This is a genomic window from Chryseobacterium sp. C3, assembly GCF_014218905.1.
Classification (GTDB): Bacteria; Bacteroidota; Bacteroidia; order Flavobacteriales; family Weeksellaceae; genus Chryseobacterium; species Chryseobacterium mucoviscidosis.
On the sequence record NZ_JACLCU010000003.1, the window covers coordinates 473,071 to 495,975 of the forward strand.

Consider the following 22,905-nt stretch of genomic DNA (forward strand, 5'->3'; position numbering starts at 1 on the left):
ATTTTAACCAATCAATCAAACCGTATTTTTACGGAATCTATATTTTGATTTTTAATTTTTCTTTCGTTTATTTCTAAATAAAAAAAATTATTTACCTTTGTCTCGTGATTACAAACAACGGAACATATTATTACGGAATTTTTAACTCAGATCTGGGATAAGGATTTCATATAGATAAAACAAAACCTCGTCCTTGGGCGGGGTTTTTTATTTTAAAATTTAAACGATGAAAATAAGTATAATTGGTGTAGGATTAATCGGGGGCTCGATTGCATTAAAATTAAGACAAAAAGGAATTGCCGATTTCATCTACGGTATTGATAACAGCAATGAGCATCTGAATGAAGCATTAGAGCTCAAAATAATCGATGCAAAAGTAGACCTGGAATACGGAATTAAAAACTCTGATCTGGTGATTCTTTCCATTCCTGTAGATGCCGCAAGAAAATTACTTCCGAATATTTTAGACCTGATTTCGGAAAATCAGACAGTAATGGATGCAGGATCTACCAAAGCAGGAATTGTAAATGCGGTAAAAAATCATCCGAAAAGATCGAGATTTGTGGCTTTCCATCCGATGTGGGGAACGGAAAACAACGGCCCGAAATCGGCAGTTTCAGAAAGTTTCTCCGGAAAAGCAGGAGTTATCTGCGATAAGGAAGAATCCGCAGAAGATGCTTTACAACTGGTTGAAAAAATTGTAGAAAGTCTTGATATGCATCTGATTTACATGAATGCGGAAGATCATGATGTTCACACCGCTTATATTTCGCATATTTCCCACATCACCTCTTACGCTTTGGCAAATACGGTTTTAGAAAAGGAGAAAGAAGAAGAAACTATTTTTCAATTGGCTAGTTCCGGTTTTTCCAGCACTGTTCGTCTGGCAAAGTCTCATCCTGAAATGTGGGTTCCGATTTTCAGACAAAATAAAGAAAATGTTCTGGATGTTCTTAATGAGCATATTGCTCAGTTAAGAAAGTTTAAAGCCGCCCTGGAAAAAGAAAATTTCGAATATCTTGGAGAACTGATTTCGAATGCGAATAAAATAAGAGGAATCTTGGATAAATAGATAAAAATAGGGTTAAAGATTTTAAGTATGTCTTTAACCCTTATATTTTTTCACAAAATTAAAACTTCATCACATCTTTCACCACTCCATTGTTCTGCGTATGCTGCAAGAGTTCGTTTTCGATGAAAGATTTTATTTTTTCTTCTGAGCCGTCGTTCGGGAAGAGAAGATGAACGTTGGCTCCTGCATCTAATGTGAAGAACAGCGGCAAACCGGTTTCTCTTCTGAAATCCCAGATTTTATTGATGACTTCCAAAGTGCCTGTTTTCATTAAAATAAATGCAGGATCACTCATCATCATCATGGCATGAAGTGTTAATGCTTCGTGTTCTACCAGTTTGATGAAACTCTGCAAATCTCCATTGGCTAAAATTTCTTTCATGGGACCGAAGTTTTCCCTTGCTTCCTGAAATCTTCTGTCTGCGTAAGGATTGGTATTCATCAAACCATGACCAACAGTGGAAGAAACGCTTTTCTGACCTTCATGAATGAGTAAAACCCAGTCGTTAAAATCTTTAAAAATTTCATGAATTTCATCGTTTGGGTATTGTACTGCAAAAAGATCAGAACTTCCTTTTACCTGAGATTCGCCCCACACAACCAATCCGTTGTAAAGACTTCTGCAGGCGCTTCCGCTTCCTAATCTTGCTAAAAAAGAGGCTTTTCTCAACGATTCTTCATCCGAAGTTTTTCCCGAGAATGTTTCATCCAGATTCATTAAACATTTAGCTATCGCTCCGAAACCGGAAGCAGAACTTGCAATTCCTGAGCTGTGAGGAAAAGTATTTTCGGTTCTGATGACGTATTTCCCCTGTAAAATCCATGGAAGATACTGTTCGATATTTCGAAAATATTTTTCAATTTTTTCGGCAAATTTCACTTCTTCATTTCCGGCAAGAAAAGTCTGCACAGAAAAAGGTTCATTGGCAGAAAACTCCATCGAAGTATTGGTTCTGCAATGATTTAATGTAAAACTGATGCTTGGATTGGCGGGAATCTGATTGTCGTATTTCCCCCAATATTTAATTAAGGCAATATTGGAAGGACAGCTTTCCGAAACCGTCTGATTGTTTATTGTAAAATCTTTTTTTCCTAAAAATTCCTGTGTTGTCATAATTTCAATTTTTGCAAGGTGAGATCTGGCTTAATGTACAGTTGTTACAGCTCTATCTTCAACTCAGCCTTAAAAATTTAATACATCTTCTCAATAAGATCTGCATATTTTTTAAGCACTACATTTCTTTTTACCTTCAATGTCGGAGTAATTTCTCCTGTATTGATATCAAATTCCGAAGGCATCAAAGTGAATTTTTTCACTTTTTCGTAATCGGATAAATGGCTTTGCAGTTCTTTAATTTTGTCTTTGTAAAAATCGTGTATCTTTTCGTTTTTTACAATTTCCTGCCAATTGGTGAAAGAAATATTATTTTTTTTGAGATATTCTTTTAAAAATTCAAAGTTCGGAACAACCAACGCGGAAACAAACTGTTTTCCTTCCGCAATCAGCACAATCTGCTGAATGAAATTATTGTTGGTTAAGATATTTTCAATCTGCTGCGGCGCGATGTATTTTCCGTTGGAAGTCTTCATCAGATCTTTCAATCGGTCTGTAATGGTAAGATTTCCTTTGCTGTCGATGGTTCCTGCATCTCCGGTTTTAAACCAGCCGTCTTCGGTGAAAACTTTCTGCGTTTCTTCAGGCTTTTTATAATATCCCTTCATAATTCCGTTTCCTTTTGCCTGAATTTCATCGTTTTCCCCGATTCGGATTTCCACGCCCGGAAGAGGTTTTCCGCAGCTTCCATGTTCAAAATTCGTCAAAGGAAAAGCGGTTAAAGTAGCCGTAGTTTCCGTTAAACCGTAGCCAACCGTCACATGAATTCCAACCGATTCAAAAAACTTCGTCACTTCAGGAGATAATGAAGCTCCTCCACAAGGCAGAAACCATAATCTTCCGCCCATTTTTTCTTTAATTTTACTAAAAACTAAAGATTCGGCAATGTTTTCTTTTATTTTTAATCCAAACGGAACCGGCTGTTCTCTTCTTCTTAATTCTGCGGTCTGCGAACCGGTTTCCAATGCCCAGTTAAATATTTTTTTCTTCAGCGACGAACCTTCTTCTGCTTTTTCCAAAACTCCAGCGTAAACTTTCTGGAAAAATCTCGGCACCGCGCACATCATGGTCGGTTTTACCTCTTCCAAAGCATTGGCGATATTCTTCGGATCTTCGAGGAAATACACTCTTGCGCCTCCGTAAAGACATAATAAACTCCAGCTTCTTTCGAAAACGTGGGTTAAAGGTAAAAATGCCAGAGAAAGCTCTTCTTCAAAGTTTTTAAATTTAAAAAATTCAAAGTGGGCATCAAAAGCTTTTACAAAATTTCCGTGCGTAAGCATGACTCCTTTCGGTGTTCCTGTTGTTCCGGAAGTGTAGATAAGCGTGGCTATATCTTCATATTCTTTCTTGCAGAATTCTAATTTGGGAGAACTTTTAGCAATGAAATCCTCAAGATAAAAACTGCTGAATTCTTTCTTGATCCAGACTGCTTTTTTAGAAATGATAATCGTTTGCAGACCTGTACCTTCTTTTTTTAAAATTTCCAGACATGCATCGTACTGAGCCTGATCTCCCACTAAAATTGCCTTCGCTTCTGAATCGTTGATGATGTATTCTGCCTGTTCTGCATTATTGGTGGAATAGATTGGAACCGTAATGGCTCCGATTGCCAACACCGCGAGATCAAAAATCATCCATTCGGAAGAGTTATCCGAATAAATGGCGACTTTATCATTCTCCTGAATTCCTACATTTTTAAGCGCATTGGCTGTTTTATACACAATTTCGCCGAATTTTTTCCAGCTCAGTTCTTTCCAGCCTGCATCTTTCTTTTTAAATCCGATGGCAGATTTTATGGGATGCTTTTCTGTATTTTTTAAGATAATTGCCTCTGCAAGATTCATTGCTTTATCTTTTTATCGTTGATATAATTATTTAAATGAAAATCAATACTTTCCGAAAGAGGAATAAACTGATAATTCAATCTGCTTTTTATTTTTTCGTTGGAAACGGTATTCATTTCGGAAATTGATTTCACATTGGATTTTGTCGCCATTCTTAAAGCCGGAATAAACCAGCCGAATAACGTATTTGCCAAAACTCCGATATTGAGCTGAAAATCTGAAAGAATTTTAGCTTCTTTTAAGTTTAATTTTGATCTGATCTGTTTTCCTAATTCTGCATACTTTCTGTTTTCAGCAATAACAATAAAACGTTCTCCGAAAATGTTTTTTTCCATTAATTCTATGGAAATTTCTGCAACATCTCTTACATCCACATAACTAGATCCGCCAGAAAATGTAAAGCTGTTTTTTTCGAAGGTAGGAAAAACATCTCCGCTGCTGTTTCCCCAGTTTCCGCTTCCGATAATGATTCCGGGATTTACAATAACAACGTTTAAACCTTCTGCTGAAGCTCTCCACACTTCCATTTCGGAAAGGTGTTTGGAAAGTGCGTATGCAGAATGATCCAGTTTAGGATTGAAATCGGAATCCTCGTCCAGTTCTCCTTTTTCGTTGAAATTATCAAGGACAGCAATTGAGCTTACGTGAAGAAATTTCTTCACACCGGAGCCTTCGCAGGCGTACAGGAGATTTTCTGTACCTTTTATATTGGTACGATACATTTCTTTTTCGTCATGAGGATGAAAGCTTACTTTTGCAGCGCAGTGATATACTTCGTCCACGTCTTTCAAAGCTTCCTGAAGAGAATATATATCATTAAAATCTACATCAACCCATTCAATTCTGTTGAAGAAATCATCGGGATTTTCCGTATAAAATGTATAGGAATGCCTTACTTTGTTTAAATTGCTCGTCGGTCTTTTTGCTGCACGAACATTTTTTCCCTTTTTCAGAAGTTCCAAAACGATTACTCTGCCTAAAATTCCGGTTGCTCCCGTTACAAAAACCATCAATTTTTTTTACTTGATTGCTGACTAAATTATGATAATATTCTACGTTATGCAAATTTGCGATTTTTAAGGGAGATTTCTGTTTTTTAAATGGATAAAAACAGCAAAAGTTTTGTGTCTCTGTTTTGAGCAATAAATAAGATGGTCATTAAATCAACCTGAGTTCAGGATAAGTCTTCTTAAACGCAAGGTAAAACAAAGAGATTCAATTATCAGGAATTCATTTTTTAAGATATACAAAGGCGTAAAACTTATTAAAGTAATACCATTTTTGTGTTTTTTGAATAAACGAAGTGCCTTTGTTTAGCTTACAAACTTTCAATAAGTAAAAAAATCTTTTGTTTTGCTTTGCGGTAATTTAATATAATACTATAAATCAAATACTTAAATTTATTTCTTATCCCGAACTGAAGATAAATTAAAAAAACGGACTTTCGCCCGTTTTCTGTATTATCTTGTGTTGGAAGAATTTTAAACCAAAACCATATTGTTTCTTCTTGGAGCTTTATCGCATAAAATATCAGCAATGCTTTTTGAAATAAGGTTTCCTTCGGTGAGATTATCCAGCCAGAAGAATTCTCCGGCACAATTGATCTCAATGAAATAATATTCGTCTTCGGGTGAAACGATCATATCTATTGCTCCGTAATCGATATTGTAAACATCCAAAAGTTCCAGCAATTTTGCTTCGATGTCTGTTGGAAGATCCGTCGGAATCCATTTATCAATAAGATTTACCCCGTCTTTTCGCCAGTCTATTTTTGCGGCTTCCGATTGTTGAGAATCGATTTCGAAAGCATAAACATCTCTTCCGACAATGGTAATTCTAAGTTCTTTTTTCTTTTCAATTTTTTTCTGGAACTGCATCGGACAGTACAAAAGGGTATCAAGTTCTTCCAGTTTATCTTCCTTTACCACATTGGTGAAGACCACACTTTCTACACCGTCTTCATAAATGGCAAATCCTGTCTGCATTTTGGCAACCACATTTTTATGTTTTACAATGAACTGTTTCGCTTCTTCCGGATTGTTCGTAAGGCAGGATTCCGGAATTTTAAGTCCAATTTTATGAGCTATTTTCAATTGTTCTTCCTTGCTGTCTACTCTTCTGTAAACACTTGGTTTCCCTAATGCATAAACATCAATAGACTCTAAAAACCCAAATAGTGTCGTTCTGATCTCTCCCATCGCAGCACCGTAAAATTTAGAATCCAGCTCTTCTTTCAGACCAGATCCAATATTGTAGGCTCTTCTATACCAGACTGCGGAAATATCGTCCAAACGATATTTTTTTTCAGGAGTTTCTAAAATACTGATCCATTTTCCGTCTTCAAAACGGGTGGATAATTTATTTTGCAAAGGGTATAAATCTACGTCGAAACGGATGACTTCACAATTGTTCTCAGCAATATATTCTGTTACTTTTTCTATGGAAAAATTATCTCCTGTATGGGTAATTATTAAAATTTTATTCATTGGGTTTCATTCTTTTTATAAGGTTATCGGCAATTTTTTCCGCAATCGGGAAATTGAGTTCTTTTTGCAGCATTCCCCATTCTCCCTGCGGATTTACTTCGAGGAAATAATATTTTCCATCTTTGCTTTTTATCATGTCGATTGCTCCGATGTACAATCCCATATCTTTCATCATTGAGGTAAGACCGGTCTTCATATGTTCCGGTAAATGGTATTCTGACCAAAAATAATTTTCGTTGGCTATTCTCCAGTCTGCGTTTTCGCTGTTATTGATTTTTCCGGTAAAAAATTCTCCGTCAAGATACAGTATTCTCAATTCATATTCTTTTTCGATGTAGGGCTGAAAAATCATGGGACAGTATTCTATGTCTTCTATATTTTCGAGAGAATTTTCATCGATGATGTTGGTGGAAAGGAAATTTTCGCCGCTCATTGTTTTTGAAAGCGCACCATGAAGTTTTGCCACCATTTTTCCATTGCATTTCTTATGGAAAAACTCAGTTATTTGTTCTGAATTGTTCGAAAAAATAGTTTCAGGAATAGTAAGATTGTTTTTTTGGGCAATCTTTAATTGATACATCTTATTGCCATCAATCTTATTTTCATTCTCAAACGGATTAATCCACGGAATTTCTTCCACCAAGGTGAAAAGATTGTATCTGAGAGCAGCGTATTCTTTCAGAAAAATTTTTGTGTAGGTTTCATCCAGTTCTTCAGGAACAGAGATTCCCCACGATTTTCTGTGCCACACCGCTTTAATTTCATTTGAATTAACGGTATTTCCGAGTTCATCGGTTAATTCAAAAAAGTTTTCGCTGATGCTTATTTTCTGATAATGATTTATTTTATCAGAATTCAGCCTGAAAAAAGGAATATTTTTAGATTTTAAATATTCAAAAAAGATATCAATATTGTAAAAATCCTGAGAATGTGTAATGCAAAGAATCATCTGCCGGTTTATTAAAAAAGGAAACTTAGAGTGTAAGTTTCCTTTTAGTATGATTTTTTTAATGTGATCAAGATAAAAATCCATTAAATCGATGGAGAATCATCATCCCCATCAGAAGGATATTTCATTGTCTGCGCCATATCATAGATTGGCTTTGTCACAGTATCTACAGCAGGTTTTGTAACCGTATCCTGCGAAGCAATTGTTACATTTGCTCCTCCTTTAATTTTTTCAGGATCCTGTAATTGTTTCTCTAAAAATGAAGCGAAAAATGGCTTCTTCTTTGAATCTTTGTTTTTCATAGTTGTTTTATTTTGGGTTATTCGTTTTTAGATTTCTGTACCTCCCTCATCGCCATCGGAAGGATATTTCATGGTAACATTATCATTGGAAGGTTTTGTAATGCTGTCCTGAAGTGCTGTTGTAACATTATCTTTTAACGGAGCTGTGGCAACAGTTTCAGATCCTCCTTTGATTTTTTCCGGTTCTGCGATTTGTTTTTCTAAAAATGATGCGAAGAACGGCTTTTTGTTTTTCTTATTTTCCATGATGTTAATATTTAGTGATTTAGCTTCGACTAAAATATTAAAAAATATCACACAAAGAAGAATAAATTTAAAATTTAAGAAAACTTTAACAATTCAACCAAAATAAACACTTTATATTACATAATATTCAAAAATTCTTTGATAATTTTAGCAAAATCTACAGGATTTTCAGCCTGAACCCAATGTCCTGCGTTTTTAACCGTTGAAAACTGAGCTTTTGGGAACTGCTGTTTGATGGCAAATTCGTCCTGAGGAAGAATATAGTTTGACTTTTCGCCCGCAATAAACAACGTTTCACCTTCAAAAACGCCAAATTTAATGGCATTCGAAACAAACTGATTGTATTTTTCAGACAAAGTTTTCAGGTTAAATCTCCAGTTGAGTTTTTTATTATCGTCCCAATACAGATTTTTTGTGAGGAATTGTATGGTTGATCTTTCAGGAATGTACTGACTTAAAACAGCTTCCACATCATTTCTGGAATTTACCGTATTGAAGTCTACCGTTTCCAAAGCTTTGATAATTCCTTGATGATGTGGAGGATATGCTTTCGGAGAAATATCCACAACGATGAGCTTTTCCACTTTTTCAGGATATTTAATAGCAAACTGCATCACTGCTTTTCCGCCTAAAGAATGCCCCAGAATATGTGTTTTCTGTATGCCGTAATGATCCATATACCGAAGAATATCATCCGCTAAATCGTCGTGAGACATCTCATCCGAATGAAAACTTCTTCCGTGATTACGGAGATCAATAAGGTGAGTCGGTACAAATTCTCCGAAATCTTTTCCGAAAGTTCCCCAGTTATCAAGCATTCCAAATAAACCGTGAAATACCAAAAGCGGTGTCGACGAAAGATTTTCGCCAAATATTTTTGAATTTAAAATTTCCATACGTTTTGTTTTTAGATAGAAGCGGGGTGATGGAAGCAGGAAGTTTAGAAAATATTTATCAAACCTTTAGCTTCACATATAACTTCCGATTTTTACCATTTTGCCAGTCTCTTCAGATAAGCCTGAACTGTATTTTCCATTCCCATATATAACGCTTCGGAAACCAAAGCATGACCAATCGAAACTTCAAGCAAATTCGGAATGGTATCGGCGAAATATTTTAAATTTTCCAAGCTTAAATCGTGCCCTGCATTAATTCCCAATCCGAAATCTGTGGCAACAACCGCCGTATCGTAGTAAGGTTTTATAGCAGATTCTTTATTTAAAGTATAATTTTTAGCGTAAGCTTCGGTGTAAAGTTCAATTCTGTCGGTTCCTGTTTTTGCAGCATATTCTACCAATTCCGGAGTCGGATCCAAGAAGATCGAAGTACGGATTCCCGCATTTTTAAATTCTGCGATCACTTGCGTAAGAAAATCCAGATGCTTTTTGGTGTCCCAGCCCGCATTTGAAGTAATGGCATCATCTGCATCAGGAACCAACGTTACCTGTTCCGGCTTCACCTCAAGAACCATATCGATAAAGGAACGGTGGGGATTTCCTTCGATATTGAATTCCGTGGTTACCAAAGGTTTCAGATCATAAACATCTTTTCTTGTGATGTGTCTTTCATCCGGTCTTGGATGGATGGTAATACCCTGTCCTCCAAACTCCTGAATTTTTACGGCTGCTTCCGTTACACTTGGGGTTTCTCCTCCTCTTGCATTTCTCAGCGTCGCAATTTTATTAATGTTTACACTTAGTTTTGTCATAATGCAAAAATAAAAAAACCCAACTTAAAAGTGGGTTTATTATTTCATGAAATTTTACATTCGAAGAATAAGTTTCGTTACACCTTCACACTGATCTGCATCACCTGTAAATCAAATTCTTTAGAAGCAACCAGTAAATGATCAAAAATATCTGCCTGAATCTGCTCAAAATGTTCCCAACGCGAATCATTGGCGAAACAGTAGATTTCCAAAGGCAGACCTTGAGGAGTAATATCCAACTGACGAACCATCATTGCACCATCCTGATCCACATCCGGATCATTCTGCAGGTACTTTTCTGCGTAGTATCTGAAAACACCAATATTAGTAAGCTGTCTTCCGTTCACTATTTTATCGCTGTGCTTCAAAGTCTCTTTTTCTTTTTTCAGCTCAATGCTTTTTCCTTCAAGATATTCTGAGATCAGATTAATGTCTTTCAGGCGATCAATGTCTTCTTCCGTTAAAAATTTAAAGGAATTGATATTAAAGTAGATTGATTTTTTAATTCTTCTGGTGTTGGATTCTGACATCACCTGAAGATTTTTAATCTCAGTGGTTAAAAGATCATAGGTGGGAATCGAAGAAATGGTTTTATCGAAATTCATGATCTTCGTCGTTAAAAGACTGATGTCTGAAATATTTCCTTCGATATTGTATTTGGGAATACTGATCCAGTCCCCTACTTTAAGACTTTTAGAGGTTGAAACATGGATTCCGGTTACAAATCCAAGAATGGTATCGCGGAAAACCAGTACCAGAACCGCAGTAATTGCCCCTAAACTTCCAACAATCGTAGCTCCTTTAATCCCGAAAATCACACAGATTCCTACAATGGAGAAAATGAAGATTCCTAAAATTTTCATTGTTTCAGAAATCGCATTCAAAGCCATGATTTTGTAATAATCCTGTTTAATGGCGAAATAATTTCTGAAAGCAGTAAGACCACGATAGAGCATTCCGGCAAGGATTAATACAAGTCCTAAATTAATGGAACGTATAATAAAGATATTGGTTCTGGGAATTGCTTTTGGCGGAAATATAGAGGTCTGAATTCCCAGTACAATTGCCAAAGCAAAAAGATGTGCAACAGAATTTGTTATTCTTGACTGATAAATTGATTTTATTACGGGATATTTTTCTTCGTTATGAAAAAAACGGAAGATAAGATTAATCACAGGTTTTACAAGAAAGTCTACCAGCAAAAATACAATAACAAGAATCGCAAGTTTTGTAAAGGCATGAAAAACCCAATCCAGACCTGCCGGAGAAATTTTGGTAATGTATAAATAAAGCTGTTCGCTTAAATCCTGTATGAAATTTTTGGTTTCCTGTAACTGATCATTCATTCTAACAAATTTAGTAAAAAAATTAAATTCACTCAATATCGATTAAATAAGGATTTTTCATAAAATATTTCAATTTAAATTAACGATTATTTAAAATTATTCTAAAATTAAGATATTTACAATAATAAAATTGTTAATTTAGTGATGTAATTAAACGCTAAAACTTATGAAAAAACTAAACCTCATTTTTATTTTTATTATCTTATTGTCTGTGGGTTCCTGTCGCTCGGATTCTCCATCTACGGAAGCTACGGTTGATAATACAGTAAAAACCGGAAAAATCTCCGGAAAAGTAATGTCACAGAACGGAGCCAAAGCCATTGGTGGCGCATCCGTTTTTACTTTCGATGACAAATATAAGATCTACTACACTACTTCCGATGCAGATGGTAATTTTACACTGGACGCTCCGGTCGGCAATCACACCATTCACATTCAGACTGGGAATGGAAGCAATTTCCGTACAGAAGTTGCGGCAAATGTAAAAAATAACGAAACTTTAACGCTGGATCTGTCTCAGACCAAACTGAATCAGGTAGCTAAAATTGCTTATGTAAAAGGTTCGTATGATAAAATTGAAGATATTATTCTTTCTTTAGGATATACTGCAACGGAAATCACGAATAATGATCTTACAAATTTAAATACCATTGCACAGTATGATATTATTTTCCTGAACTGCGGTTCCAGAAAATACTCTACCAATCAGGCACTTTTCCCTGCAATCGATGCAAACCTTGCGATCTTCGTTGCTAATGGCGGAAGTATCTATGCTTCAGATTGGGATGTTTCTTATCTGGTGGGTGGAACAGAAAATACTTCAGGCTGTGCTCCTGCGGGAGGATTTGTTCCCGATTCAAAACTATGTTCTGTGAACAACGGAAACTCGGGAATTGTTCCGGCTGTGGTAAGCAACGCAGGATTGTCTTCGGCACTTGGTTTCAATAATCTGAATATCGATTTTGATTTGGGATCCTGGCAAAAAATTACCAATTATGACCCTTCTTACTGGGAAGTTCTGGTAAAAGACGGTGCTAATCAGGCATTGATGTTGAGAACGAATCATTTTACGGCTACAGGAATTCCGGTAACGCCAATCGGAAATGCTCCGAACACAACTTTTGTTCCGGTTTGCATTACTATTCCGGGAAGCAGTATTCAGATCACGATTTCGGTTCCGCAGACTTTGGTTCCTTATCTTGTTGCATTGGGTGCAACTGTAGGTCCTTGCTCCGGTTCTTCAAACAGCGGATATATCTATTATACAAGTTTCCATAATCATGCTGCAGGAAACATCGGAAATGCAGGTGTGATTTTACAGTACGTGATCCTGAATCTTTAATCATATTTTTTTCATTACTATATAAAGTGGCTCTTTTTGGAGTCACTTTTGTTATATATTGCAAATAAATTTCAAATTATGGACACGACATTAATTAATATCCTTTGTCTTATTCTTTTGTTTCTGGGAATTTTAGGAACGTTTCTTCCTGTTTTGCCGGGTTTATTGCTGAGTATCTGCGGATTTTTAATTTATAAATTCGGAACAGATGCAGATCTTCCTATGATTTATGTTTGGGCATTCGGAATTCTGACGGTAGCTTCTGTAGTTTTGAATTATGTAATTCCGGCAAAAACCAATCAGAAATACGGAGGAACGCGTTGGGGAAGCATCGGTTCGATTATCGGAACCATTGTCGGAATATTTTTACCTATTCCTTTGGGTTTTCTGGTGGGAATGTTTGCAGGAGTGTTTATCGGAGAACTTCTTCACGACAGCAAGGATGTGAATAAAGCCCTGAAATCGACAAAAGGGGCTTTTATAGGATTTATTTACGGAACAGGTTTCAGTCTTGTGGTAGGCGTGGCAATGTTTTTGGTAGTATTATTAGATATGCTTAATATTATATAAAAAAATTATGCTACATAAAATGCTTATCCTGAGTTTAGGCTCATTGTTTTTAATGAACTGTAATGCTCAAAAAGAAAATAAATTAAAAGTGAACACGGATAAAACAGGCGTTACCAAAGTAACCAGCAAAGATGGCGGAATGATCTATTTCAACGAGGGTGAAAACAAATTCCTTGAAGAATATCAGATGAATGTAACTTTCAAAGGAATTTCTGAAGACAGCCGTTGCCCAAAAGATGTAAACTGCATTTGGGCAGGTGTTGCCGTGGCACAGGTTGAAGTAATGGGAACTGCAACCCGACCGGTGATTCTGAATTTAGCCAGTATGGACAATGAAGGCAGAAACTATCATCAGTCGGCTGCATTTAACGGATATACTATTTCTTTAACGGATGTTCAGCCTTATCCTGCTTCGGCAGACGGAGCAAAGGCTTTGAACGGAAAGTACAAAATAGGAATTACCATTAAAAAAGGAGGAGAAAATCCTACCATGAAATAGGCTTCTTCCCTTTTGAAACCAGATATTCATTAATTTTTGAAAAAGGTTTGCTTCCAAAAAATCCCCTGTAAACAGAAAACGGAGAAGGATGCGCAGATTTTAAGATAAAATGTTTAGCCGGATCGATGAGTTCGGCTTTTTTTTGTGCAAAAGCGCCCCAAAGAACAAAAACAACGTTTTCTTTTTTATCTGAAATTTCTTTGATGATGAAATCTGTAAATTTTTCCCATCCCAAATCTTTGTGTGAATTCGGAGAATGCGCACGAACAGTTAATGTTGCATTCAACAGTAAAACCCCTTGTTTTCCCCAATCGTCCAATTCTTTTGAAGTTCTTTCAACCCCCAAATCATCTTTTAATTCAATAAAAATATTTTTCAGAGAAGGCGGTGCAGCAACCTGTTCGGAAACGGAAAAACATAAACCATTTGCCTGATAATCATTATGATAAGGATCCTGTCCGATAATGACCACTTCGATATCTTCAAAAGGCGTAATTTCCAACGCTCTGAAAATCTGATTTTTTGGTGGAAAAACTTTGGTTGTCGCATATTCCTGCTTTACTTTTTCCCATAAATTGGTAAAGTATTCTGTATTTTTTATCGGGGCTAATATTTCTGTCCAGGTCATTTTTTAAATTTGAAAATTTGAGAATGAATTAATTTGAAAATTCAATTTTTACGCCAACTGTCATTCTGAATGAAGCAAAGCGTAATGAAGAATCTAACGCAAATTTAATGATTAAAATAAAAAAGATTTCTCCTTCGTCGAAATGACAAAGAAAATTATTTCTTCAAACTAAAAACCAGATTCTCCGGAAAATCTTCATCCTTTCTATCTTCCTGCAATACAAAATCATGTTTTAAAAGAAGTCCTTTTGAATTTTCATTGAGTTTATGCGTCATCGCAACAATTTCCTGCAAATGTAAATTTTTAAATGCAAAATCCACGACTGCAGCCAAAGCTTCCGAAATGATTCCTTTTCTGTGATACTCCGGTAATAATTCATAACCGACTTCTGCCTCTTTCCGGTCTTCGGAAAAATTCCAGAGACAAATGGTTCCAATCAGATTTGGTTGGTCTTTTAAAGAAATTCCCCAATAAAAAGATGTCTGATTTCGGGTATTTTCTTTAATGGTTAAAATAAACTGAAGCGCATCATAATTGTTTTTAGGAGGATTCCGGTGTACGAACTGGTTGATGGTTTCATTGCTTCTGATCTTTAGAATGTCTTCCGTATAACTTTCGTTGATGGGTTTCAGAATTAATCTTTCGGTTTCTAGCTTCATAGTTCAAACTTACATAAATTTAGTAATTAAACTAACTAATTTCTGCTACAAAAATCACAAAAATTTTATTGAAATAAGTGTAGAACAAAGTCCAAAAATTCAATGGAGACTGTTAAACAGTTGTAAACCTAACAGGTTTCAGAAACCTGTTAGGTTTTAAAATTAAAATCAAACATTTATCTAATTATACAGCACATTAATGATTTCAGAAAAACTTTACAAAAAGATAACATCCTGAATACAATCGAAGCGTTACAAAATATCAAACTGGACTTGCCGAAGCTTATATTAATAAAAGAGATCAAATCAATAAATCATTTTCAAATTCTCAAATTATTTCATTTTCAAATTAATTATCTTTGCACTGTGTATATAAATAAAGAAGATTTAAACGAATTAGAGTTTCCGCAATTGCTCGCGGAAATTTCTCCCTTTGCGTATTCTCCGAAAACAAGAGAAAAAATTCTTCAACTTCGTCCGATGGAAATAGACGAGGCAGAACTTTCATTGAAAAAAACTTCCGAGTATCTTTCGAGTTTTGAAAGTTCAAATGCAATTCCGTTTGATGAATATGAAGATATCGAAAGTGAGCTGAAGCTTATGCTGATCGAAAATTACCGCCTGGAAAACAGCGCTTTCATCAAAATCAAAACCATCACGGAGCAAATCGGGAAACTGCAGAAGTTCTTCCCGACCATGCCGGAAACCTTCCCTACTCTCATGGAAGATGTTTCTGTTCTGGAATTCAGAAAAGAGATTATTGATAAAGTTGATAAGGTATTCAACCGTTTCGGTGAGGTAAAAAGTGAAGCTTCTCCTGTTTTAAAAGGATTAAGAAGTGAAATTCAGCACGCGAAAAAAGCGATTCAGGAAAACTTTAACCGTGCGTTAACGACTTACGGACAGAGTGATTTTCTGGATGATATCCGCGAAACGATTATTGATGACCAAAGAGTTTTAGCGGTAAAATCGGGATTCAAAAGAAGAGTTCCGGGAAGGGTTTTGGGACTTTCGAAAACGGGTTCCATTACTTATATTCAGCCGGATTCCGTAGTAAAGCATTATTTCAAGCTTCGTGAAAGTGAGGAGGAAGAGAAAAAAGAAATTGATAAGATTTTAAGACAGCTTACCGCAGAACTGGCGGAATTCCAACCTCAGCTCTGGAGATATCAGAAGTATATTTTCGACCTTGATTTAACGAGAGCGAAGGCTAAATTTGCAGAACTCATTAATGGTGTTTTACCAAAAATCAACCGCCATAAAACATTAAGATTAAGAGAAGCATTTCATCCTTTACTATTTTTAAGGAATAAAGCGGAAAATAAAACGATCTATCCTCAAACGCTGAGTTTAACGGAACACAACAGAATCATCTGTATTTCCGGACCGAATGCGGGAGGAAAATCCATTACGCTGAAAACGGTAGGATTGCTTCAACTGATGATCCAGAGCGGAATTCTGGTTCCAACCCATCCAAAATCGGAAATGTTTTTCTTTGATAAGATCATGACCGATATTGGGGATAATCAGTCGATTGAAAATCACCTTTCAACGTATTCATCAAGATTGAAGAAAATGTCGGGAATCATCCGTGAAGCTGAAGCGAATACGCTTTTACTGATTGATGAATTCGGTACAGGTTCCGATCCTGAACTGGGAGGTGCGTTAGCAGAAAGTTTCCTTGAGTTTTTCTATGACAAAAAAAGTTTTGCGATCATTACGACGCACTACACCAACATTAAACTTGTTGTAGAACAGCTTCCGAATGCCCAGAATGCCGCAATGTTATTCAATGAAGAAACATTGGAACCGATGTACAAACTGGAAGTGGGACAAGCGGGAAGTTCATTTACTTTTGAGGTGGCGGAAAAGAATAAAATACCGAGATTCATTATTCATTCTGCCAAGAAAAAGGTGGAACATGATATTGTAAATCTGGATAAAACGATTGTAAAGCTTCAGCAGGAAAAATATGAAGTGGAAAAGCTTAAAACCGATCTTGCCGAAAGAAAGGAATCTGTAGAAGATAAGCGCGATAACCTTCAGAAACTGAATGAACAGCTCCAGCAGAAGTTATTCAATTTCCAGAAATTATATGAAGAAGAGCACCGTAAACTGCAGTTCGGGAACAAAATTGAGGCTTTTATCGACAGCTATGTAAAAGGAAAATCCAGAAAAGATGTGGTAAAAGATTTTGTAAAAATTCTTGAGCAGGAAAAATTCAGAAAACTGGGTGCGGATAAAGATGAATCTAAACGTCTTCAGATTGTAAAAAGAAAGATTACCCAACAGCTTAAAAAGGAAGAAGTGATTGAAAAAATTACGGAAACCAATGAAAAACTGGAGGAAAAACGCAAAACCGACCGTGCTCTTTGGATGAAAGTCGGGCAACGTGTCCGTATTTCCGGCAGTACGAGTGTGGGAACGATTGAAAAAATTTCGCGGAATAAAGTGATCGTGAATTACGGAACTTTCAAAACGACGATTGACGCAGACGAACTGGAAAGAATTTAAATGATAACGGTAAAAACTCATATCAGTTTTAAGGATTTTCTGATGTTTCATCTCAAAAGTTCTTTAATAAGGCTTATTGCTTTTCCTTTGCTGATTGTGCTTTTCTTTATTGTAAAACTGTTTGCAGATGGCAATTCTGAACAGGAAATTTTGCTTTCAGCTTCAATGTGGCTTGGAATTATGTTTCTGTTTATCGTGATCAGGTCTTTTTTACGGCTGAAATTTGCTTTCAGTTCCAATAAAAAGATTCAGGAACATATTACATATATTTTTACGGAAGAGAAAATCCGTACGGAAGGAGAAACTTTTGATGCAGAATTTGCATGGAATACGGTTTATAAAGTGAAGGAAAATAAAGAATGGTTTCTGATCTACCAAAGCGCACAGACGATGAATATGGTTCCGAAAAAGTATTTTACGAAGGATGAGATTACCGGATTGCGAAGAATGATTACAGAAAATAATGTAAAAGCAAAACTCAGAAAAGAGTAATGTACTTACAAAATATCTCATGAGAGCGTCTGTTCAGGACGCTCTTTTATTTTAAATTTTATATTTTTACCCCAAACAATAATTTATGAAGACCTTAAAAATGCTGTCCGACTTTCTGCCGATACCGAGCTATACTGTAATTATCCTTTGTTTTTTATTTCCCTTTTTCCTTGTGAAATGCGGTAACGTTACTTTAATGTCTGTAAAGGGAACTGATCTGATAACGGGAGTTTCTAAGCAAAAAATGGACGAAAGAATGAGAGAAAGCATTAAAAAAAGTTCTCCTTATGCATCTTCCGTAAGCAATCAGGAAGATCATCCGTCTTCATCAGATGATTCTCAAGAAGAAAGTGACAAAGGTGATATTTCGCCAAATCCGTTTGTTATTCTTTCTTTTCTAATGGCGATTGCGGGAATTGCTGTGCAACTGATGAAAACCATACGAAACAAGTATCTTTATCATCTTGGGTTTTCTGTAACCGGACTTCTTGGGTTTTTAGGATTTTATCTGAGTTTTAAAGCTAAAATGGAAGATATGGAACATACCACAGGAATGGGAATGGATGGAAAAATAAATATTGCGTACAGTTTCGGAGATGCTTTTTATATTGCTGCCGCTGTATTTTCAGTTGTTTTTGTTTTCTTTGGAATCTATTCTTATCTGTTTTTGTCAAAAAAAGATCCAGAGAAAATTTAACGATATTTGGTGATCAGTTTCTAAAAAATTTCAGATTTTTATTCTTTTGAGAGCTTAAGATATTTAAGTAAAAGCTTTATAATCAATTGATTTAACTTTGGTTGAATTCAAAATTAGTTTAAACAGATATATGATTAAAAATATAAGGATTCTCTGGATTTTCTATGTAAAATTATTGATTCCTGCTGTTCTATTTTCTTTGTTGATGAATGCCCTACTTGGTTTTACGGCTGACCATTTCGGATTGTGTTTTTTGGTATTTTTTCCGGCTTTTCATTATCTGATTTATGAATTAAGATTGAAGAATGAATATTTTTTCTTTGCCAATTTCGGGTTTTCAAGAGTTTTTCTTTGGATCTTCACTTTTTCATCGGGAATTACTATTAATATGATTACAAAATTCATATGAGCCGACTGCATATTGACAGTGTTACAAAGTCTTTCAACGAAAAAAAAATTCTGAGAGATATCTATATTGGTTGTGAAACAGGAAAAATTATCGGATTATTGGGAAGAAACGGGACTGGAAAATCTACTCTTCTACAAATTATTTTCGGAACAGAAAAAGGCGATTCTCAATTCATCAGAGTGGATGATAAAGTTCTTCAAAACCAGATGGACAGGAAAGGAAGAATTGCTTATTTACCGCAGTATTCTTTTCTTCCGAGAGGTGTAAAAATTAAAAAACTGATCTCACTTTTCTGTAATAAAGAAAATGCAGATCAGCTCATTGGATCAGATTTATTAAAACCTTTTTTAAATGAAACTTCTGGAAGTCTTTCCGGCGGTGAGAAGAAAATTGTTAAGGTTCTTTTAATTTTATATTCCGATTCAAAGTTTATTCTTCTGGATGAACCTTTTAATGCTTTATCTCCAAAAATGATTGTTGAAATTCAGAGAATAATTAAAGAACAATCACAACAGAAAGGAATTATCCTCTCAGATCATCGCTATAAGGAAGTGTTGGAAGTTTCAGATGAAATTTATCTTCTTTCTGATTCTTATTTAAGGCAGATTAAAGATTTAAAAGAATTGCAACGGCACGGTTATCTTCCGGTCTCTTATTCAGATTAATTCAGAAGAATATTTTTTTCCATTTCCCTACCGTATTTCTGCTCATTTTAAACTTAATAGCCAGTTCAGTATTGTTTAAATTATATTTTTTCTGATAATCCAGAATTTTTAAAATAGTAGATTTATCATATGATTTTAAATTCTGATCTGCCTTATTGGGTTTTAAAATATTATTAACTTCTAAAACATCCAGAAAACCCAGCTCTTTTTTTCTAAGTATATGTTCGCACTGCTGAAGTTTTTCAGGATATTTCATTGTAATAAGATCCTGATATATCTGTTTATAGTCCGGAGTTGTTTTCTTTATTTTTTTCTCTTTGATATCCATTTGTATAGTGTTGTGCTTGGAATTTTATATTTTTCGTAAATTTCATGTCTTGACAGTTTTTTTTCTTCCATCAATTCGAGAATAAAATCAATAATTTCCTGAGTATAAATATTTTTTCTGAAGTTTGATTTAAATACTTTATGTTTAGTCTGTGACTGCGGTTTCAGATTTGAAGACGGAGGCGAGTAAAATATTAAATGCTGAGTATAAAGTCTAAAGAAGTCATAATTAAGAAGTTTACTCCAGTTCAGCAGAACAGTACAGTCTATATGCGACGAGCTGAACATTTTGTATATATCTTCTTCTTTCAAATTAAAATAATTACAGATGTGGGAAATTTCCATCCCACATTCTGTAACCTTAATTTCAATAAACTTACCAATATGGATGTCCTTGAAATTCATTTTTCATCAATGTGTATTATATTTACTATTGTCCTGTAATCTGTTCGATTTTAATAAAAACTTTTTGTTTGGTTACCTCTGTTGCAGTAGCCGAAGGATCCATCCCTGCCATTACAGTTGCAGTGTAAGCTACTTTGGAGGTTGTGGAAGTATCAATCCAGGAATAGTATCGATATTCCGGTCCGCTATTAAATGCGTTATAAATCCCCGGATTTCCCCAAGCGCCTGCATTAGAAGTGGATAATGATCTCCATGTATTTCCGTCTCCACCACCCGGAGTTTGTGACGGAACTACTAAACTTCCTCCGGCATCAGTAATCTGTCCTCCATAAAATGTAGAGTAATTCCACATAATGGTTTTGGATGTACTGGAGTTATTTCGCAACAGTACGTTGTTTTCTGCTCCACTTGCAGTAGAAGTTGTGTTATTGGTAGCAGTAGCGGTAGCATTCTGAATAGAGTGTCTCATAAAAACTTTTACTGTGTAAAGACCATCCGGTGTCTTTGCTTCTACTACAAATCCTTTTACTCCCGTGTCCGGATCTGTTACAAATTTCATATAATCCATAACCGCTACTGTTTTAATATCAGCATTCACCTGAGTTCCTACAGTAACAGAGCTACAGCCTGTAAGTCCGGAATTTGCGGTAATAAAAGGAGTCAGATCAAATGTAATTCCCACCGGTGACGTTTGCGAAGCAATAGGAGTTCCCTGTACTGCAAATGCTAAAGAACCGGATCCAACCTCAAGCTTTCCGCCGGTAATGGTTGCCGTAACTCCCGGATTTCCTACTGAATATAATGTAATTCCACTATACTGACCGCCGTTTGCTCCGGAGTATGGAATTTTCATCACGGTTCCTGAAGTAATTGTAGTAGGCGTATTTCCATCAATTAACTGCGATGGATCCAATGCAGCAGCATTACAGTTTAAAACAGCAACTGCACCTACCGGAGAAGTGTCTTCCATAAGACGCCACTCGCTTCCGTTCCAGTAAACATACCCGGAATAGCTAAATCCTGAATTTGTTCCTAAATTATACACCAATAATCCTGTTGCCGGATTCGGAATTGTTGTAATATCCGTTCTGGATGTTAAAGCCATTCTTGGAATAAGAAGTCCTTTTTTACTTCCTGAAGAAAGTTGATCCACATTCATATCCAGTATAGCAGAACCATCTGGAGTTACTGTACCAATACCTACACTTCCATTGCTCTTAACAACAAAGTCGTCGGAAGACTGTAAAGCTGTTGGTGCGTTATCCGGATCATTGGTTGTGGCAGAAGAAGATTTTCCGTCTACATGGAATACACCTTGCGGTTTTGTGGTATTAATACCAACCTGAGCGAAAGATTTAAATCCCAAAACAGAAACAGCCATGAGAAGAAATAATTTTTTTTTGTTCGTCATAATATATGTTTTTAAAGGGGGTTATCAGATATTTATATTATCAATATTTAAAGATTAAATTTTTATTGTAATTTTGCTAACTGAAAAACACATTGCAAATATAGAGTCACATTTTTGAGTAGAAAACAAGAGATAAATGATAAATGACTTTTCATTGCAACTAATATAAAAAACTGATAATCAACGTATTTAATAAATGATTTTCTGAATTTTATTATATTAGAACATTATGGGGAAAAAAAATACTGAAATTGAAGTGCTGGATCTGAAAAGAGAACTCGCTAACCGATATATTTATGTACTGGCTGTAACTTTTATTACATGCATCCTGATTTTTTCATTTTACATGAAAGATCCGATAATGGTTTACTACCTCATCGGAGGTTTTTTTTCATTACTCCTTCCTTTTTACATATTGGGAAATCATTATGATCTTCTTAAAGTCGTGAAGGTTTTCATTCTTGTAATGCCTCTTTACAACTTGTTTATAGTATTCAGGTTCTGGAATATTTCAGTCTGCAGTTTAATATGGATTGTAGCCCTGCCCTTTTGGGCAAATATCTTTTTTTCGAAAAAAGAAGTGGTTATCTTCACGGTATATGCTATTTTTCTCATAAGTTTTTGCTGCATATTTGCCGGAAACGACTATTTCGGGTATCCTTTTAATGATCTTAAGAAAGGAAACCTCACAGACGCTTTTATATTTACTGTTAACCTTATACAGATATTTTTAGGAACATATTATAAAAGCCTGATTCAAAATATAAAGAGTAAAGAGGTAATTATTGAGAAAAAGGTTTCTCAGCCTGCTGCTCCTGTTGCCGATAAAGATTTGCAACTTGCAGAAAATATTTTTGAGAAAATAGATCAGGAAGTTATTGGTAATAAGTTATTCAGAAATGCAGATTTAACGATTTCCGAGCTCAGCAGTACAATTAAAGTGAATAACAATTATATTTCCAAAGCCATAAAAATCAACGGATTCGATAATTTTAATCATTACATCAACACACATCGTGTGGTATACGTAAAGAATAAACTTCATAGTGATGAACTGAAAACGATGACTTTGATGCATATCTACTCTGAAGCAGGATTTAAAAATCAGTCAACTTTTAATAAAGTATTTAAAAAAATAGAAGGGGTAACTCCAAGTGAATATATACAGAAAACCAGTACAAAGGTTTCATGACGGCATTTTAAGTTTAAATTAATCA

General features: G+C 35.4%; 25 protein-coding genes. 10 read left to right on the forward strand and 15 right to left on the reverse strand.

The features are described 5' to 3' along the window. The first annotated feature begins 226 nt into the window (after nucleotides 1–226). Complete coding sequence (locus H6W53_RS09255; RefSeq protein ID WP_185206310.1) at nucleotides 227–1,072, forward strand: prephenate dehydrogenase; 846 nt, start codon at nucleotides 227–229, stop codon at nucleotides 1,070–1,072. 58 nt (nucleotides 1,073–1,130) lie between these two features. On the opposite strand, the gene H6W53_RS09260 is transcribed toward H6W53_RS09255, so the two are convergent. The 10 genes from H6W53_RS09260 to H6W53_RS09305 form a co-directional block, all read right to left on the reverse strand. Further along, on the reverse strand, nucleotides 1,131–2,186 hold the full coding sequence (locus tag H6W53_RS09260; protein ID WP_185206312.1) for a diphosphomevalonate/mevalonate 3,5-bisphosphate decarboxylase family protein: 1,056 nt from the start codon (nucleotides 2,184–2,186) through the stop codon (nucleotides 1,131–1,133). Nucleotides 2,187–2,263: 77 nt separating this feature from the next. Further along, complete coding sequence (locus H6W53_RS09265; protein WP_185206314.1) at nucleotides 2,264–4,033, reverse strand: AMP-dependent synthetase/ligase; 1,770 nt, start codon at nucleotides 4,031–4,033, stop codon at nucleotides 2,264–2,266. Further along, complete coding sequence (locus tag H6W53_RS09270) at nucleotides 4,030–5,043, reverse strand: NAD-dependent epimerase/dehydratase family protein (RefSeq protein ID WP_185206316.1); 1,014 nt, start codon at nucleotides 5,041–5,043, stop codon at nucleotides 4,030–4,032. Before H6W53_RS09270 ends, H6W53_RS09265 begins: the two co-directional genes overlap by 4 nt. Before the next feature lie 471 nt (nucleotides 5,044–5,514). Continuing rightward, nucleotides 5,515–6,519, reverse strand: a complete 1,005-nt coding sequence (locus H6W53_RS09275) for an MvdD family ATP-grasp ribosomal peptide maturase (protein ID WP_185206318.1) — start codon at nucleotides 6,517–6,519, stop codon at nucleotides 5,515–5,517. Beyond that, nucleotides 6,512–7,468 carry an MvdC/MvdD family ATP grasp protein gene (locus H6W53_RS09280; RefSeq protein ID WP_185206320.1) on the reverse strand — a complete coding sequence of 319 codons (957 nt, stop codon included), beginning with the start codon at nucleotides 7,466–7,468 and terminating at the stop codon, nucleotides 6,512–6,514. The genes H6W53_RS09275 and H6W53_RS09280 overlap by 8 nt, the downstream gene beginning before the upstream one ends. Before the next feature lie 83 nt (nucleotides 7,469–7,551). After that, nucleotides 7,552–7,770 (reverse strand): microviridin/marinostatin family tricyclic proteinase inhibitor, encoded by a 219-nt coding sequence (locus tag H6W53_RS09285; RefSeq protein WP_087709517.1) that lies wholly within the window; start codon nucleotides 7,768–7,770, stop codon nucleotides 7,552–7,554. A gap of 27 nt (nucleotides 7,771–7,797) precedes the next feature. Further along, nucleotides 7,798–8,016, reverse strand: coding sequence for a microviridin/marinostatin family tricyclic proteinase inhibitor (locus tag H6W53_RS09290; RefSeq protein ID WP_087709515.1), 219 nt, complete (start codon nucleotides 8,014–8,016; stop codon nucleotides 7,798–7,800). A 116-nt stretch (nucleotides 8,017–8,132) separates the two neighbouring features. Beyond that, nucleotides 8,133–8,912 (reverse strand): alpha/beta fold hydrolase, encoded by a 780-nt coding sequence (locus H6W53_RS09295; protein WP_185206322.1) that lies wholly within the window; start codon nucleotides 8,910–8,912, stop codon nucleotides 8,133–8,135. Nucleotides 8,913–9,004: 92 nt separating this feature from the next. Then, nucleotides 9,005–9,724, reverse strand: coding sequence for a pyridoxine 5'-phosphate synthase (locus H6W53_RS09300; RefSeq protein WP_185206324.1), 720 nt, complete (start codon nucleotides 9,722–9,724; stop codon nucleotides 9,005–9,007). Nucleotides 9,725–9,801: 77 nt separating this feature from the next. Next, complete coding sequence (locus H6W53_RS09305) at nucleotides 9,802–11,070, reverse strand: mechanosensitive ion channel family protein (protein WP_185206326.1); 1,269 nt, start codon at nucleotides 11,068–11,070, stop codon at nucleotides 9,802–9,804. Nucleotides 11,071–11,236: 166 nt separating this feature from the next. Here H6W53_RS09305 and H6W53_RS09310 point away from each other — a divergent pair, with 166 nt between their 5' ends. The 3 genes from H6W53_RS09310 to H6W53_RS09320 all read left to right on the forward strand — a co-directional run bounded on the left by H6W53_RS09310 (nucleotide 11,237) and on the right by H6W53_RS09320 (nucleotide 13,481). After that, nucleotides 11,237–12,412 (forward strand): carboxypeptidase-like regulatory domain-containing protein, encoded by a 1,176-nt coding sequence (locus tag H6W53_RS09310; RefSeq protein WP_185206328.1) that lies wholly within the window; start codon nucleotides 11,237–11,239, stop codon nucleotides 12,410–12,412. A 78-nt stretch (nucleotides 12,413–12,490) separates the two neighbouring features. Continuing rightward, complete coding sequence (locus tag H6W53_RS09315) at nucleotides 12,491–12,982, forward strand: DUF456 domain-containing protein (protein WP_185206330.1); 492 nt, start codon at nucleotides 12,491–12,493, stop codon at nucleotides 12,980–12,982. A 7-nt stretch (nucleotides 12,983–12,989) separates the two neighbouring features. After that, the gene (locus tag H6W53_RS09320; RefSeq protein ID WP_185206332.1) at nucleotides 12,990–13,481 is read left to right on the forward strand and encodes a hypothetical protein; all 492 of its coding nucleotides are present in this window, start codon (nucleotides 12,990–12,992) and stop codon (nucleotides 13,479–13,481) included. Here H6W53_RS09320 and H6W53_RS09325 read toward each other — a convergent pair. Continuing rightward, nucleotides 13,468–14,109, reverse strand: a complete 642-nt coding sequence (locus tag H6W53_RS09325) for a uracil-DNA glycosylase (RefSeq protein ID WP_185206334.1) — start codon at nucleotides 14,107–14,109, stop codon at nucleotides 13,468–13,470. The two genes, H6W53_RS09320 and H6W53_RS09325, sit on opposite strands and share 14 nt — an antisense overlap. 155 nt (nucleotides 14,110–14,264) lie before the next feature. Next, a complete protein-coding gene (locus tag H6W53_RS09330) occupies nucleotides 14,265–14,768 on the reverse strand; it encodes a GNAT family N-acetyltransferase (protein WP_185206335.1) in 504 nt (167 codons plus the stop codon). Between the two features lie 366 nt (nucleotides 14,769–15,134). Here H6W53_RS09330 and H6W53_RS09335 point away from each other — a divergent pair, with 366 nt between their 5' ends. From H6W53_RS09335 to H6W53_RS09355, 5 genes are all read left to right on the forward strand, one after another. After that, entirely contained in the window at nucleotides 15,135–17,282 is a 2,148-nt protein-coding gene (locus H6W53_RS09335) for an endonuclease MutS2 (RefSeq protein ID WP_185206336.1), read from the forward strand. After that, on the forward strand, nucleotides 17,283–17,774 hold the full coding sequence (locus H6W53_RS09340) for a YcxB family protein (RefSeq protein ID WP_185206337.1): 492 nt from the start codon (nucleotides 17,283–17,285) through the stop codon (nucleotides 17,772–17,774). Nucleotides 17,775–17,859: 85 nt separating this feature from the next. Further along, nucleotides 17,860–18,471 carry a hypothetical protein gene (locus H6W53_RS09345; protein WP_185206338.1) on the forward strand — a complete coding sequence of 204 codons (612 nt, stop codon included), beginning with the start codon at nucleotides 17,860–17,862 and terminating at the stop codon, nucleotides 18,469–18,471. Between the two features lie 130 nt (nucleotides 18,472–18,601). Next, complete coding sequence (locus H6W53_RS09350) at nucleotides 18,602–18,880, forward strand: hypothetical protein (protein ID WP_185206339.1); 279 nt, start codon at nucleotides 18,602–18,604, stop codon at nucleotides 18,878–18,880. Beyond that, nucleotides 18,877–19,545 carry an ATP-binding cassette domain-containing protein gene (locus tag H6W53_RS09355; RefSeq protein WP_185206340.1) on the forward strand — a complete coding sequence of 223 codons (669 nt, stop codon included), beginning with the start codon at nucleotides 18,877–18,879 and terminating at the stop codon, nucleotides 19,543–19,545. Before H6W53_RS09350 ends, H6W53_RS09355 begins: the two co-directional genes overlap by 4 nt. A 1-nt stretch (nucleotide 19,546) precedes the next feature. Here the strand turns inward: H6W53_RS09355 and H6W53_RS09360 are convergent, their stop codons facing one another. From H6W53_RS09360 to H6W53_RS09370, 3 genes are read right to left on the reverse strand one after another with little or no spacing between them, the layout of a single operon-like run. Beyond that, nucleotides 19,547–19,873, reverse strand: coding sequence for a transposase (locus H6W53_RS09360; RefSeq protein WP_087709489.1), 327 nt, complete (start codon nucleotides 19,871–19,873; stop codon nucleotides 19,547–19,549). Continuing rightward, nucleotides 19,849–20,277: a transposase gene (locus H6W53_RS09365; protein WP_185206342.1), complete on the reverse strand. Its 429-nt coding sequence runs from the start codon at nucleotides 20,275–20,277 to the stop codon at nucleotides 19,849–19,851. Before H6W53_RS09365 ends, H6W53_RS09360 begins: the two co-directional genes overlap by 25 nt. Nucleotides 20,278–20,302: 25 nt before the next feature. Continuing rightward, nucleotides 20,303–21,688, reverse strand: coding sequence for a hypothetical protein (locus H6W53_RS09370; RefSeq protein ID WP_185206344.1), 1,386 nt, complete (start codon nucleotides 21,686–21,688; stop codon nucleotides 20,303–20,305). A gap of 229 nt (nucleotides 21,689–21,917) precedes the next feature. On the opposite strand from H6W53_RS09370, the gene H6W53_RS09375 reads away from it, so the two are divergent. Continuing rightward, nucleotides 21,918–22,880 carry a helix-turn-helix domain-containing protein gene (locus tag H6W53_RS09375; RefSeq protein WP_185206346.1) on the forward strand — a complete coding sequence of 321 codons (963 nt, stop codon included), beginning with the start codon at nucleotides 21,918–21,920 and terminating at the stop codon, nucleotides 22,878–22,880. Nucleotides 22,881–22,905 lie beyond the last annotated feature (25 nt).